Below are 12,470 nucleotides of genomic sequence, written 5' to 3' on the forward strand. Positions count from 1 at the left end.
GATGAGGAGCCTTCTTCGCACCGCGGCCTGCCTGGCCGCGCTGGCCCTCGGCTGGACGGCCGCCTGGGCACAGGACGCCCGCAACGGCGGCGATCTCTACACCGCCACGCTCGTCAGCGGCAAGCGCGGCTGTTCCAACGCCGCCTGTCACGGCACGTTGCCGGGTGGCGCACAGAACCGCATTGCCAACGGCATAGATGCCCACAAGATCAAGTCCGCGATTTCCACGCAGAGCCAGATGCAGTTCCTCGGCGGCCGGCTCAGCGACGAGGAACTGAACGACCTGGCGGCCTACATAGCGGGTCAGATGGGCGGCACGCCCACCTACCTGACGGTGGCGGCCGCGCCCCGGCCGACGGTGGCGCCGACCGGCATCCACTTCGGCACCCAGCCCGTCGGCGAAACCACGCCGGTACAGACGGTCACCGTCGGCAATGCCGCCAGCGCGACCGCGGCGCTGCTGCTGGGCGACATCGGCGTCACCGCGGGCAGCGATTTCGCGATCGCCGGCGGCACCTGTGCCAAGGGCCAGCAGATTGCGGCCGGCGGCAGCTGCACGGTGGCGCTGACCTTCCGCCCCACCTTGTCCGGCACGCGCTCGGGCACGCTCACCGTGGCCCATAACGGCGCCGGTGGCGCGAGCACCGTCGGCCTGACGGGCCTGGGCGGCGACACCGCGCCGTCCGTGTCGATCTCGCCCACGCAGCTGACGTTCTCGCAGGCCGTGGGCAGCACCTCGGGCAGCCAGCGCGTGGTCGTCAGCAACACCGGCGAGGCCACGCTCGTGATCGACTCGGTGCAGCTCACCGGCACCAGCGCCGCGGACTATGCACTCGGCTCGGGCAGCACCTGCACGGCCGGCGCCACCGTGGCGGTGAGCAGCAACTGCGTGCTGGATTTGCGTTTCTCCCCGGCCGCGCAGGGCACCCGCAACGCCGCGGTGACCTTGAAGCACAACGCCGGCTCGGGCCTGTCGACCGTGGCCCTGGTCGGCGAAGGCACGGCAGCGCCTTCGCCCAACATGACGCTCAACGCCACCCGGCTGGACCTGGGAACGCAGGCCCTGGGCCTGGCCGGGCCACCGCGCACGCTGGAGGTGGGCAACGCCGGCGCCGCGAGCCTGTCGATCAGCGGCATCGACGTCAGCGGCCCGCATGCCGGCGACATCGTGCTGGGCGGCACCTGCAAGGCCGGGTCGGCCGTGGCGCCGGGCAGCACCTGCACGGTCACGGTGGCGCTCAAGCCGAGCGCGCTGGGCACGCGCGTGGCCACGCTCGATATCTCGTCGAACACGCCGTCCGGCACGGCTTCGGTCTCGCTCGCCGGCGAGGCCATTGCCCAGCCGGCGCCATCCGTCAGCCTGGCGCCGGTGGCCCTCGGCTTCGGGCGGGTGACGCTGGGCACGACCTCGTCGACGAGGCTGGCCATCCTCACGAACAGCGGCAGCGCGGCGCTGGACATCAGCTCCATCGCCAGCTCGTCGAGCGAGTTCGCGCTCACCCACGACTGCCCTTCGCAGCTGGCGGCCGGCAGTGCATGCAGCGTCGGCGTCAGCTTCACGCCGGCCGGCGCCACCGCGGCGGAGCGGGTGCAGATCGTCAGCAATGCCTTCAGCTCGCCCAACAGCATCGTGCTGACGGGGCAAGGGGTGAGCAGCTCGCTGCCCGTGCTGGCCTGGCAGGGCAGCGAGACCCGCATCGCCTTCGAAAGCACCGAGGTCGGGCAGACGCGCTCCTCCGACGCGCTCACCCTGGTGAACCACGGGCCCGGCGTGGCGGCCGTCTCGGCCTTCGGGCTGGCCGGCGTGTCGCCGCAAGCCTTCTCGGTGGGCGGCGGCACCTGCCTGGGCGGCGTCCGCCTGGCCGAAGGCGAGAGCTGCACCGTCATCGTCTCCTTCGTGCCGGACAACGCCGGCAACCTGAGCGCGACGCTGCTCGTCGCTTCCGACGGCGAGAACCCGGCCGAGATCGCGCTCAGCGGCGTCGGCGCGGCCCGCACGGATGGCGGCGGCGATGGGGGAGGCGGTGGCAACGGCGGCGGAGGAGGTGGTGGAGGCGGCAACCTGTCCTCGCCCTTCGTCACCGACCAGGGCATCCTGGACTTCCGCGCCATCGTCGTCCGTACCGGCGGGCGTAGCGAGCCGCTGGTGATCCGCATCACCAACCAGTCGAACGCGACGGCGACCCTCAGCGGCGCCAGCACGACAGGCGGCTTCATCGTGCAGGCGGCTTCCGCCGGCGATGCCTGCGCCAGCATGCCGTGGACGCTGGCGCCCGGCGCGTCCTGCACGCTGGCCGTGCAGTTCGCCCCCAGCACCGGCGGCGAGGCCACCGGCACGCTGCGCATCGTGGCGGCCGACACCAGCGTGCTGGAGGTGCCCCTGCAGGCCGAGGCGCATACCGAGGTGACGAACGTGGGGGCCGGCGCCGGCTCCTTCGAGGCCCTGGCGGGCCTGGGCCTGATCGTGCTGTTGCTGGCCTGGACGGGCCGGCCTTCGAAGGTGAAAAGAGGGAACGAGCGATGAAGAACGACCGTCGGGGCACACGCCTGCTGGCCGCCGTGGCATGGGCCTTGTGCAGCGTCCTGAGCCTGCCCGCACTGGCGCTGGAGCCGGGCCAGCGGGCGCCCGAGATCAACGCCACCGCGGCCGGCGGCCAGCCCCTGCGCCTGGGCTCGCTCAAGGGCCAGGTCGTGCTGCTGGACTTCTGGGCCTCCTGGTGCGGGCCCTGCAAGAAATCCTTTCCCTGGATGAACGAGATGCAGGCCAAGTACGGCCCGGCGGGGCTGCGCATCGTGGCCATCAACCTCGACGAACAACGCGAGGCCGCCGACCGCTTCCTCGCCCAGGTGCCGGCCAAGTTCACCGTCGGCTTCGACACCCAGGGCGCAACCCCGGGCCTGTTTGGCGTCAAGGGCATGCCGAGCTCGGTGCTGATAGGCGCGAACGGCTTCATCGACAGCGTGCATGCGGGCTTCCGCGACGAAGACGCCGCCGCGCTGGAGAAGCGCATCGTGCAGGCGCTGGAGGCCCGGCGATGAGCCGTTGCCTGCTCACCTTGTTGGTCGTGTCGTCATCGCTGGCCGGTTGTGCGCTGCCCGGGCCGTTCAAGGGTTGGGACACCACCTTGTCGGCGTGGGCGCCGTCCGGCCCCAAGCCGTGGGAGAAGGGCACCCTCGCCAAGCCGGAGATGACGATGGGCGGCGACGCGCTGGACCAGCGTTTCAGCCAGCACGTCTACCAGAGCAAGGAAGCGGCTGCCGGAGGCGGCGGCGTGGGGGGAGGCGGCTGTGGCTGCAACTGATCTCGCGCGCCCGCTGGGCTGGCTCGCGGCGGCCGCCCTGGCGGTGCCCGGAGTGATGCCCCGCCCGGCGGCAGCCGAGGAAGCGCCCGACAAGGGGCTGGTCGCGCTGAAATACCTGCACTACGAAGACAGCCAGTCGGTGCAGACGCAGTACCCGTTCTACTCGGGCAACGAGCCGTCGACCTTCAAGCGCATCCGGGTCGACTCGCCTTCGGCGCTGCTGAGCGTGCCGCTCGGCCGCCGTTGGCTCGTCGACGCCTCGGCCGTGGTCGACGAGGTGTCCGGGGCAAGCCCGCGCTATTACAGCGACATCAGCGGCGCGAGCCGCATGAGCGACCGCCGCGTGGCCGGCGACCTCAAGGTCACTCACTTCGAGGAACGTTCCGCCCTGGCGGTGGGCGTGGCGCATTCGGGCGAGAACGACTACGTCTCCAACGCGCTGTCGGTCGAGGGCCGCTGGTCGACCGAGGACAACAACACCACGCTCACCACCGCGCTCGGCCTGAGCAGCGACACCATCGAGCCGACCGACGGCGGCGTGCTCGGCGTCGAGCAGGAGCACAAGCGCAGCATCGAGCTGTTGATGGGGCTGACCCGCGCGGTTTCGCGCAATGACCTGGTGCAGATGACGCTGACGATGAGCTTCGGCCGCGGCTACTTCAGCGACCCGTACAAGCAATTTGACAACCGGCCTCGCAGCCGCAACAGCGGCATCTACCAACTGCGCTGGAACCACCACGTGCCGTACTGGGGCGCCACGCTGCGCACCGGCTACCGCTACTACTACGACACCTTCGGCATAGGCGCGCACACACTGGAGGCGCAGTGGGTGCAGCCGCTGGCCGAAGGCTTCAAGCTCACGCCGCTGCTGCGCTACTACACCCAGTCGTCCGCTTCGTTCTATCACGACCCGGTGACCGACATCGAGGTCTATCCCGGCCTGCCGTCCGAGGCGAAGTACAGCACCGACGACCAGCGGCTGTCGGCCTTCGGCGCCATCACGGCCGGCCTGAAGGCGGAGTACAGCTGGGGCCCCTGGACGGCCGACGCCAAGGTGGAGCGCTATGAGCAGCGCTCGCAGTGGCGGCTGGGTGGACAGGGTTCGCTCGGCATAGACCCCTTTCACGCCACCATCGTCCAGGTGGGCGTGTCCTACAGCTTTTGAGAGCCACCATGATGAATCGCCTGCCTGCCTGGCCCTGGATCCCTGCGGGGCTGGTCACCACCGTCCTGCTCGCCGGCTGCGGCGGCGGCGGGGGCGATCGGCTGGACTGGAACACCGGTGCGGTCGACGGCTCGACCATAGGCTCGACCGACACCTCCGGAGGCGGGGACACGGGCGGCGGGGGTGATACCGGCGGAGGTGGGGACACCGGTGGTGGCGGCACGGGTGGAGGTGATACCGGAGGCGGCGACACCGGTGGTGGAGGTGCCGGCGGAGGCGACACCGGCGGTGGTGGCGATACAGGTGGCGGTGGCGACACCGGTGGCGGCGCCTCCTGCACATCGCTGGCCCTGTGCGACGACTTCGAGTCCGGCGTGGCCGACAGCCCGCCGGACACTGCGCGCTGGAGCGTCGGCGGCCCGAACTGCTTCTCCGGCTCGGGCCGCGCCGTCATCGACGCCACCCAGGCGCACAGCGGCACGCACTCGGTGCGGATCAACCCGGGCAGCGACTACTGCGGCCACGCCTTCATCCAGAATTCGGCCATCAGCCAACTCGGCAACGTACGCTACGGACGCTTCTACATCCGGCTCGAAAACGCCCTGGGCGACGCCCACGTCACCTTCGCCTCCATGCGCGACGCCAACGACTCCAACGACTCGCAGAGCCAGGAACTGCGCATCGGCGGCCAGAGCGGGATCCTGATGTGGAACCGCTCCAAGGACGACGCGACGCTGCCCTCGCTGAGCCCGAACGGCATCTCGATGAGCCAGGCCCTGAAGGCGCAGACCTGGACCTGCATCGAGTTCCGCATCGACCAGTCGGCCGGCACCCTCCAGACCTGGGTCGACGGCCAGGCGCCCGCCGGCCTTCAGGAGGACGGCATGGCCACCAACGACGTCGACCAGAGCTGGATCAACCAGTACCCGTCCTGGCGGCCGGCGCTGAGCGACCTGAAGCTGGGCTGGGAGGCCTATGGCGGCACCACCAACACCGTCTGGATCGATGACGTGGCGCTCGGCAGCGAACGCATCGGGTGCAGCGTGCCATGAGCCACGTTGGCGGGGGAGCTCAGGCCGAGGTCCGGGTGGACTTCCGCGCCATGGGCAGCCCCTGCCGCATCCTCGTCCAGCCCGGCACGGCGTCCAACGCCAAGGCCATCGACGCGGCCATCGCGGAGGTGCAGCGCATCGAACGCAAGTACTCGCGCTACCTCGAAGACAGCGTCGTGTCGGGGATCAACCGCGCCGCGGGTTCAGCCCGCCCGCTCGAGCTCGACACCGAGACCTGCGACCTGATCGACTTCGCCGTGAGCGCCTACGCCGCCAGCGATGGCGCGTTCGACCTCACGACCGGCGTGCTGCGCCGGGTCTGGGACTTCCGCACCGGCCGCCTGCCGGCCATGGAAGCGCTCGCCGAGCTGATGCCGCTCGTCGGCTGGTCGCGGGTCAGTTGGGAGCGGCCCGCGTTGCGCCTGCCTCGCCCCGGCATGGAGCTGGATTTCGGGGGCATCGGCAAGGAGTACGCCGTCGACCGAGCAGCCACGCTGCTGGCCGAAGCGGGGGTAGGTGCCGCGCTGGTCAATCTCGGCGGGGACCTGCGCGCCGTGGGCCGCCGTGAAGACGGCCAGCCCTGGCACTTCGGCATCGCCCATCCCCGGCTCGACGAGGCCGTCGTGGCCAGCCTCCCGCTACGCGAGGGCGCCCTGGCCACGAGCGGAGACTACGAGCGCTTCTTCGAGCTCGAGGGCCGGCGCTACTGCCACATCCTGGACCCGCGCAGCGGCTGGCCGGTGCAAGGCTGGCAATCGATCAGCGTGGTGGCGCCCGCCTGCCTGGCGGCCGGCACGATCGCCACCATCGCGATGCTGATGGGCGAGCGGGCCCTGCCCTTCCTGCGCAGCCAGGGCCTGCCCTTCCTGGCGATCGATGCACAGGGCCGGATCACGGACGAAAGCGGGCCGGGAGCCTAGTTCTTCGGCTTCAGCGGGCGGCCGGAGTACGGGCTGAAGCGGTAGTCGCCAGGAAACTCGTCGCCCGTCTCCGTGTCGAGGGCCGGCGGCAGCAGGCTGCCCAGCGGCAGGCGCCAAGCCATCTTCTCGCCGTTCAGGCTCACCGTCAGCCGGCCCTGGCTCGTGGCCAGGTCGTTGCTTTGGGCGACCACGTCCTTCGGGACCTTGAAGGCGATCGGCTCGACCGCCTCGCCCAGGGCGCCCAGCATGTTCTTGAACAGCGGCTTGATCATGTCGCACAGGTTCTTGAGGTCGCCGCGGAGGTCCTTGTCGGCGACGGGTGCGATTTCGCTGCCGTTGCCGATCTTCAGGCGAGTCGAGGCCAGCAGGTCGGCCCGGCTGCGGGGCGTGATCGACCCCATGGCACCCAGCTCGGCGTCGGCCGCCAGGATCAGCACCCACCCGTCGAGCATCGTCATGATCTGCTTGCGTTGCGTCGCCGCCGCGCCCCCCGGCATGGTGGCCATGAAGAATTCGGGCGGCAGCCAGAAGGCCAGCTTCATGTTGGAGTCGACGGACCTCTGCTGGTTGAGGTCCTTGATCAGGGCGTCGGCGTTCGGGGCCAAGGCCAGGGCGCCGTGCGAGGCACAGGCCAGGAGCAGCGCGGCGAAGGCGCGGCGGATGTAGTTCATGCGGTTCTCCCTCTCGGTTTCGGTCTGGATCCAATGAAATCAAACAGGTGGCCGGGCGCCGGTGGCCGGCACCGCCCAGCAGGCCACGCGCTGGCTCCCGCGCGGCTCGAGCTCCGGGTCCATCTCGGCGCAGCGCTCGAAGGCCAGCGGGCAGCGGGTGCGGAAGGGGCAGCCGCTGGGCCGGTCGATGGGCGAGGGCAGTTCGCCCTTCAGGATGATGCGTTCGCGGCGTGCCGAGACATCCACCGTCGGCGTGGCCGACAGCAGCGCCCTCGTGTAGGGATGCAGGGGGTGGTCGAACAAGGCGTCGCGCGGACCTTGCTCCACGCATCGGCCGAGGTACATCACCATCACTTCGTCGGCCACGTGGCGCACCACGCCGAGATCGTGCGAGATGAACACGTAGGCCACGTTCATCGCCTGCTGCAGGTCGTCGAGCAGGTTGAGCACCTGGGCACGGATGGACACGTCCAGCGCCGACACCGGCTCGTCGAGCACCAGCACGCGCGGCTTGAGCATCAGGGCCCGAGCAATGGCGACGCGCTGGCGCTGGCCGCCCGAGAACATGTGCGGGTAGCGACCGAAGTGCTCCTCGCGCAGCCCGACCTGGCGCAGCATGGCGCGCGCCTGCGATTCGCGCTCACCCGCATCGTGGACGCCATTGACCAGCAGCGGCTCCATCAGAGCGTTGCCCACGGTCTGGCGCGGGTTCAGCGAGCCGTACGGGTTCTGGAAGACGATCTGGATCTGGCGGCGCAGTTGCCGGCGCAGGCCGCCGTCGGCATGCGCCACATCCTTGCCGTCGATCAGCAGCTCGCCCGAAGTGGGCGGCTCGATCATGGTCAGCAGCCGGGCGAGCGTGGACTTGCCGCAGCCCGATTCGCCGACCACCGCCAGCGTGTGGCCGGCCCGGACCGAGAAACTGACGCCGGCCAGGGCCTGCACGACGGCCGGCGGCTGGAACAGGCCGCGCGTGACCGGGTACTCGCGGCGCAGGTCGCGCGCCCGGAGCACCGGCTCGGTGTCCGTTTCCGTCGCGCGGCTCGGGTTCTCCATCACGGCGTCCGTCATGCTGCGCTGGCCTCCGGCAGCAGGGGCAGCGGCTGCCCGTCGACCAGCGGGAAGTGGCAAAGCGCACGCCCGAGGGCATCGCTCGCGGGCGGCGGCGCCTTGGCGTGGCACAGGGCCTGGACGTGTGGGCAGCGGGGTGCGAAGAGGCAGCCCGCGGGGCGGTCGAACTGGCCCGGCACCAGGCCTTCGATGGCGGTCAGCCGCTCGCCTTGGCGTGCCCTTTCGGGCAGGGCCGCGAGCAGCGCCGCCGTGTAGGGATGGTGGGGTTGCAGGAAGAGCGTGTCGGCAGGCTGGGTCTCCACCGGCCGGCCGGCGTACTGCACCAGCACGCGGTCGGCGCATTCGGCGACCACGCCGAGGTCGTGCGTGATGAGCACCAGCGCCATGCCGGTGTCGCGCCTGAGGGCCTGCAGCAGGTCCAGGATCTGGGCCTGGATGGTCACGTCCAGCGCGGTGGTGGGCTCGTCGGCGATCAGCAGCCGCGGCCCGCAGGCCAGGGCCATGGCGATCATCACCCGCTGGCTCATGCCGCCTGACAGCTGGTGCGGGAAGGCGCGCGCGCGGCGCACCGGGTCGGGGATGCCGACCTGCTCGATCAGCTCGATCACGCGCTTCTTGCGCGCCTCGCGGTCGAGCCCGGTGTGCTCGGCCAGCGCTTCGGCGATCTGCCAGCCGACGGTGAAGCAGGGGTTGAGCGAGCTCATGGGCTCCTGGAACACCATCGCCACGTCGCGGCCCACGAGGGTGCGGCGCTGCCGGGGCGTCATGGCGAGCAGGTCCTGGCCGGCGAAGTGCATGCGCTCGGCGCTGACGGTGGCCGTCCAGGGCAGCAGCCCCATGATGGCCAGCATCGCCACCGACTTGCCGGAGCCGGATTCGCCGACGATCGCCAGCACCTCGTTGGGCGCGACCTGCAGGTCGACGCCGTCGACCGCACGGAACGCACCGCCCCGGGTCGCGAAGCTGACCGTCAGCCCTTTGATGTCGAGCAGGGGTTGGTTCGGATTCATGCTGGCATCGCGGCGCTTCGCGGGAGCGGCCCTTCATCCAGGGCGTGCGCGGATCCGGCTTTGCCGGTCCGCCAGGCGCGAGCCCCAGGGGACCGAAGGGCACCTTGGTGGCCCCGGAGGCGGCGACCGGAAGGCAGCGTGGGGGTCATGTCTTCCTCATCTTGGGATCGAGGGCATCGCGCAGGCCGTCGCCGGCCAGGTTGATCGACACCACGGTGATCAGGATGGCCAGGCCGGGCAAGGTGACCAGCCACGGGTCGGAGCGGATGAACTCGCGGGCGTCGGCCAGCATCGTCCCCCACTCGGCGATCGGAGGCTGGGCGCCGAGGCCGAGGAAGCCGAGTGCGGCCGCCTCGAGGATGGCATCCGACACGCCCAGCGCGGCCTGCACGATCAGCGGCGCCAGGCAGTTCGGGAGCACCGTGTGGAACATCAGCCGCCACCCGCTGACGCCCGAGACCCGGGCCGCGGTGACGTAATCCTTCTTGAGCTCCGCCAGGGCCGAGGCGCGCAGGAGGCGCACGTAACGCGGCAGGTAGACGATGGTCACCGCGACGATGGTGTTGGTCAGGCTGGGCCCCAGCACGGCGACCACCAGGATGGCCAGCACCAGGCTGGGCACCGCCATGATGAGGTCCATGACGCGAGTGATCACCACGTCCACCACCTGCCCCAGCGAGGCGCAGGCCAGCCCCAGCAGGACCCCGATCACGAAGGACACGCCCATCACCGACAGGCCGATGAACAGCGACACGCGGGCGCCGTGGATCAGGCGCGAAAGCATGTCGCGGCCCAGGCTGTCGGTGCCCAGCAGGAAGCGGCTCGAGCCGCCCTCGGCCCAGGCCGGCGCGGCGCGGATGGCATCGCGGAACTGCTCGGTGGGCGAGTAGGGGGCGATCCAGTCGGCGCCCAGGGCGAGCAGCACCACGATCGCCACGACGATGAGTCCGGCGACCGCACCCTTGTTCTCGCTGAACGCGTACCAGAACGAGCGCCAGGGGGACGGTGGTGCCGGCGAGGCGGCCGGCGGGTTGACGACGACCGAAGCTTCAGCCATGACGGATCCTCGGGTTGATCAGGCCGTAGGTCAGGTCGACCACGAGGTTGACGCCGATGACGACGGTGGAGACCAGCATCACCCCGCCCTGCAGCGCGGGATAGTCGCGCCGCGAGATGGACTCGATCAGCCACTTGCCGATGCCGGGCCAGGAGAAGATGGTCTCGGTGAGCACCGCGCCGGCCATCAGCGCGCCCACCTGCAGGCCTATCACGGTGGCCACCGGGATCAGCGCGTTGCGCAAGGCATGCAGCCCCACCACCCGCCACACCGGCAGGCCCTTGGCGCGGGCGGTGCGCACGTAGTCTTCGCCCAGCACCTCGAGCATGGCCGAGCGCGTCATGCGGGCAATCACCGCGAGCGGGATGGTGCCCAGCACGATGCCGGGCAGCACCAGGTGGTGCAGTGCGTCCTTCACCGCGCCGGCCTGGCCCGAGAGCCAGGCGTCTATCACCATGAAGCCGGTGACCGGCTCGAAGTAATACTTGATGAGGTCGATCCGGCCGGACACCGGCGTGAGGCCCCAGCGCTCGCCGACGAACATGATGAGCAGCAGGCCCCACCAGAAGATGGGCATCGAGTACCCGGTGACCGACAGGCCCATCAGCGTCTGGTCGTACAGGCTGCCTCGCTTGGCCGCCGCGATCGTGCCGGCGGGCAGGCCGATCAGCGCGGCGAAGAGCATGGCGAACAGGCTCAGCTCCAGGGTGGCCGGGAACAGCGCGGCGAACTCGGTCAACACCTTCTGGTTGGTGGCCAGCGAGGTTCCGAAGTCACCGTGCAGCAGTTGCCACACGTAGTCGAGGAACTGCTTCCACACCGGCAGGTCCAGCCCCAGCTCGTGGCGGAACTGCGCGAGCCGCTCGGGGCTGATGCCACGCTCGCCCACCCGCACCTCCACCGGATCCCCCGGCACCAGCCGGATCGCCACGAAGGTGACGAACATCAGGGCGAAGAAGGTCGGTATGGTCAGTGCCAGCCGGCGCCAGAGGAACTTGAGCATGAATGATCAAGCGGCCCGAAGGCCGCTCTTCAAGGAGGTGCGTGGACCGGTCACCACACGTCGGAGCGGGTGAGCAGGAACCAGTTCCCGCGATTGAGCTGGTAGACGCTGACCGAGCCGTAGCGCTGCTCGCCGTCTTCGGCGAAACGCATGCTGCTGGTCACCGGCGCCAGCGCGTCGACCGTCTTCAGCGCCGGCACCAGCTTGTCGCCGCTGGCCGACTTGGCCTGCTTCAGCGCCGCGCTGAGCACCCACACGGCGTCGTAGGCGTAGTGCGCCGCGTAGATCGGCTCGTGCTTGTACTGGGCGCGGAACTTCTCGAGGAAGGTCTTGCCGCCGTTGAACTCGGCGGCGCCGATGATGGGGGAGGTGGCGTAGATGGTGCCCACCGCGGGGTTGACCTTCAGCATGCCTTCTGTCTTCATCGTGTCGCTGCCGATGATCTGCATGTTCCTCATGCCCGCGGCCACCAACTGGTCGGCCAGGGCCACCACCTGGAAGTCGGCCAGGGTGGTGACGAACACGTCGACCTTCTTTTCAGCCATCTGGGCGACCAGGGCCTTGAAGTCGGTCGTCTTGTCGTCCAGCGAGGTGCGGATCGCGATGGTCTTTCCCTTGAGCTGCGCGGCGGCCGTGTCTGCCAGGCCCTTGCCATAGGGCGTGCTGTCGTCGACCACCGCGTAGGTATGCTCACCCGGCAGGCTGTTGGCGAGCGAGCCCATGGCCTTGGACTGCAGGTCGTCGTTGGCCACCAGACGAAACGTGGTCGGCAGGCCGAGCTTGGTGTACTTCGGGTTGGTCGAGATGGCCAGCTGCGGCACCATCTTCTCGGCGTACAGCGGGGCGGCAGCGATGCTGACGCCCGAATTGAGGTGCCCGATCACCGCGAAGACGCCGGCGTCGATCAGCGTCTTCGCGGCGGCCTTGCCCGTTTCGGCGTCGGCCTTGTCGTCGGCGGTGACGAGCTCCAGCTTGACGACCTTGCCGTCGATCTTCAGGCCTTCCTTGTTGATATCGTCGATGGCCATCCTGGTGCCATCGACCATGTCCTGTCCGAGCTCCTTCAAGGGGCCGGACAGCGGCTGGGCCACGCCGATCTTCACCGTGTCTGGAACGCCGGGCTGGCAACCGGTCAGGGCGGCCAGGCCCACCAGGACCAGCAGTCCCAGGGCGACACGGGTATGGGCAAACATCGTCATTCAGGATCCCTCTATCGTTG

The 12,470-nt window shown here is 70.0% G+C and carries 12 protein-coding genes; 6 read left to right on the forward strand and 6 right to left on the reverse strand.

Annotated features, from left to right (window positions below; genetic code table 11):
• Position 1: 1 nt before the first annotated feature.
• From ACS5PM_RS26615 to ACS5PM_RS26640, 6 genes are read left to right on the forward strand one after another with little or no spacing between them, the layout of a single operon-like run.
• The gene (locus ACS5PM_RS26615) at positions 2 to 2,524 is read left to right on the forward strand and encodes a choice-of-anchor D domain-containing protein (protein WP_439390871.1); all 2,523 of its coding nucleotides are present in this window, start codon (positions 2 to 4) and stop codon (positions 2,522 to 2,524) included.
• Positions 2,521 to 3,039, forward strand: coding sequence for a TlpA family protein disulfide reductase (locus ACS5PM_RS26620; RefSeq protein WP_439390873.1), 519 nt, complete (start codon positions 2,521 to 2,523; stop codon positions 3,037 to 3,039). Before ACS5PM_RS26615 ends, ACS5PM_RS26620 begins: the two co-directional genes overlap by 4 nt.
• Positions 3,036 to 3,302: a DUF4266 domain-containing protein gene (locus ACS5PM_RS26625; RefSeq protein WP_439390874.1), complete on the forward strand. Its 267-nt coding sequence runs from the start codon at positions 3,036 to 3,038 to the stop codon at positions 3,300 to 3,302. The genes ACS5PM_RS26620 and ACS5PM_RS26625 overlap by 4 nt, the downstream gene beginning before the upstream one ends.
• Positions 3,289 to 4,467, forward strand: a complete 1,179-nt coding sequence (locus ACS5PM_RS26630) for a DUF3570 domain-containing protein (RefSeq protein ID WP_439390875.1) — start codon at positions 3,289 to 3,291, stop codon at positions 4,465 to 4,467. The genes ACS5PM_RS26625 and ACS5PM_RS26630 overlap by 14 nt, the downstream gene beginning before the upstream one ends.
• 8 nt (positions 4,468 to 4,475) lie before the next feature.
• On the forward strand, positions 4,476 to 5,519 hold the full coding sequence (locus ACS5PM_RS26635; RefSeq protein WP_439390877.1) for a hypothetical protein: 1,044 nt from the start codon (positions 4,476 to 4,478) through the stop codon (positions 5,517 to 5,519).
• Positions 5,516 to 6,439, forward strand: coding sequence for an FAD:protein FMN transferase (locus ACS5PM_RS26640; RefSeq protein WP_439390879.1), 924 nt, complete (start codon positions 5,516 to 5,518; stop codon positions 6,437 to 6,439). The genes ACS5PM_RS26635 and ACS5PM_RS26640 overlap by 4 nt, the downstream gene beginning before the upstream one ends.
• Here the strand turns inward: ACS5PM_RS26640 and ACS5PM_RS26645 are convergent.
• From ACS5PM_RS26645 to ACS5PM_RS26670, 6 genes are all read right to left on the reverse strand, one after another.
• The gene (locus ACS5PM_RS26645) at positions 6,436 to 7,110 is read right to left on the reverse strand and encodes a hypothetical protein (protein ID WP_439390880.1); all 675 of its coding nucleotides are present in this window, start codon (positions 7,108 to 7,110) and stop codon (positions 6,436 to 6,438) included. The two genes, ACS5PM_RS26640 and ACS5PM_RS26645, sit on opposite strands and share 4 nt — an antisense overlap.
• 39 nt (positions 7,111 to 7,149) lie before the next feature.
• Positions 7,150 to 8,181, reverse strand: coding sequence for an ABC transporter ATP-binding protein (locus ACS5PM_RS26650; protein WP_439390881.1), 1,032 nt, complete (start codon positions 8,179 to 8,181; stop codon positions 7,150 to 7,152).
• Positions 8,178 to 9,191: an ABC transporter ATP-binding protein gene (locus tag ACS5PM_RS26655; RefSeq protein WP_439390882.1), complete on the reverse strand. Its 1,014-nt coding sequence runs from the start codon at positions 9,189 to 9,191 to the stop codon at positions 8,178 to 8,180. The genes ACS5PM_RS26650 and ACS5PM_RS26655 overlap by 4 nt, the downstream gene beginning before the upstream one ends.
• A 145-nt stretch (positions 9,192 to 9,336) precedes the next feature.
• The gene (locus ACS5PM_RS26660; RefSeq protein ID WP_439390884.1) at positions 9,337 to 10,248 is read right to left on the reverse strand and encodes an ABC transporter permease subunit; all 912 of its coding nucleotides are present in this window, start codon (positions 10,246 to 10,248) and stop codon (positions 9,337 to 9,339) included.
• On the reverse strand, positions 10,241 to 11,251 hold the full coding sequence (locus ACS5PM_RS26665) for an ABC transporter permease subunit (RefSeq protein ID WP_439390885.1): 1,011 nt from the start codon (positions 11,249 to 11,251) through the stop codon (positions 10,241 to 10,243). Before ACS5PM_RS26665 ends, ACS5PM_RS26660 begins: the two co-directional genes overlap by 8 nt.
• Positions 11,252 to 11,301: 50 nt before the next feature.
• Complete coding sequence (locus tag ACS5PM_RS26670) at positions 11,302 to 12,450, reverse strand: branched-chain amino acid ABC transporter substrate-binding protein (RefSeq protein ID WP_439390886.1); 1,149 nt, start codon at positions 12,448 to 12,450, stop codon at positions 11,302 to 11,304.
• Between the last annotated feature and the right edge of the window lie 20 nt (positions 12,451 to 12,470).

It is taken from the genome of Ideonella flava, assembly GCF_051857595.1.
Taxonomy (GTDB): domain Bacteria; phylum Pseudomonadota; class Gammaproteobacteria; order Burkholderiales; family Burkholderiaceae_C; genus Ideonella.

What these genes read in the sequence shown, in the direction of transcription:
- ACS5PM_RS26615 (WP_439390871.1), top strand. Translation starts at nt 2, where the DNA reads ATGAGGAGCCTTCTTCGCACCGCGGCCTGCCTGGCCGCGCTGGCCCTC.
- ACS5PM_RS26620 (WP_439390873.1), top strand. Translation starts at nt 2,521, where the DNA reads ATGAAGAACGACCGTCGGGGCACACGCCTGCTGGCCGCCGTGGCATGG.
- ACS5PM_RS26625 (WP_439390874.1), top strand. Translation starts at nt 3,036, where the DNA reads ATGAGCCGTTGCCTGCTCACCTTGTTGGTCGTGTCGTCATCGCTGGCC.
- ACS5PM_RS26635 (WP_439390877.1), top strand. Translation starts at nt 4,476, where the DNA reads ATGATGAATCGCCTGCCTGCCTGGCCCTGGATCCCTGCGGGGCTGGTC.
- ACS5PM_RS26640 (WP_439390879.1), top strand. Translation starts at nt 5,516, where the DNA reads ATGAGCCACGTTGGCGGGGGAGCTCAGGCCGAGGTCCGGGTGGACTTC.
- ACS5PM_RS26645 (WP_439390880.1), bottom strand. Translation starts at nt 7,110, where the DNA reads ATGAACTACATCCGCCGCGCCTTCGCCGCGCTGCTCCTGGCCTGTGCC.
- ACS5PM_RS26650 (WP_439390881.1), bottom strand. Translation starts at nt 8,181, where the DNA reads ATGACGGACGCCGTGATGGAGAACCCGAGCCGCGCGACGGAAACGGAC.
- ACS5PM_RS26655 (WP_439390882.1), bottom strand. Translation starts at nt 9,191, where the DNA reads ATGAATCCGAACCAACCCCTGCTCGACATCAAAGGGCTGACGGTCAGC.
- ACS5PM_RS26660 (WP_439390884.1), bottom strand. Translation starts at nt 10,248, where the DNA reads ATGGCTGAAGCTTCGGTCGTCGTCAACCCGCCGGCCGCCTCGCCGGCA.
- ACS5PM_RS26665 (WP_439390885.1), bottom strand. Translation starts at nt 11,251, where the DNA reads ATGCTCAAGTTCCTCTGGCGCCGGCTGGCACTGACCATACCGACCTTC.
- ACS5PM_RS26670 (WP_439390886.1), bottom strand. Translation starts at nt 12,450, where the DNA reads ATGACGATGTTTGCCCATACCCGTGTCGCCCTGGGACTGCTGGTCCTG.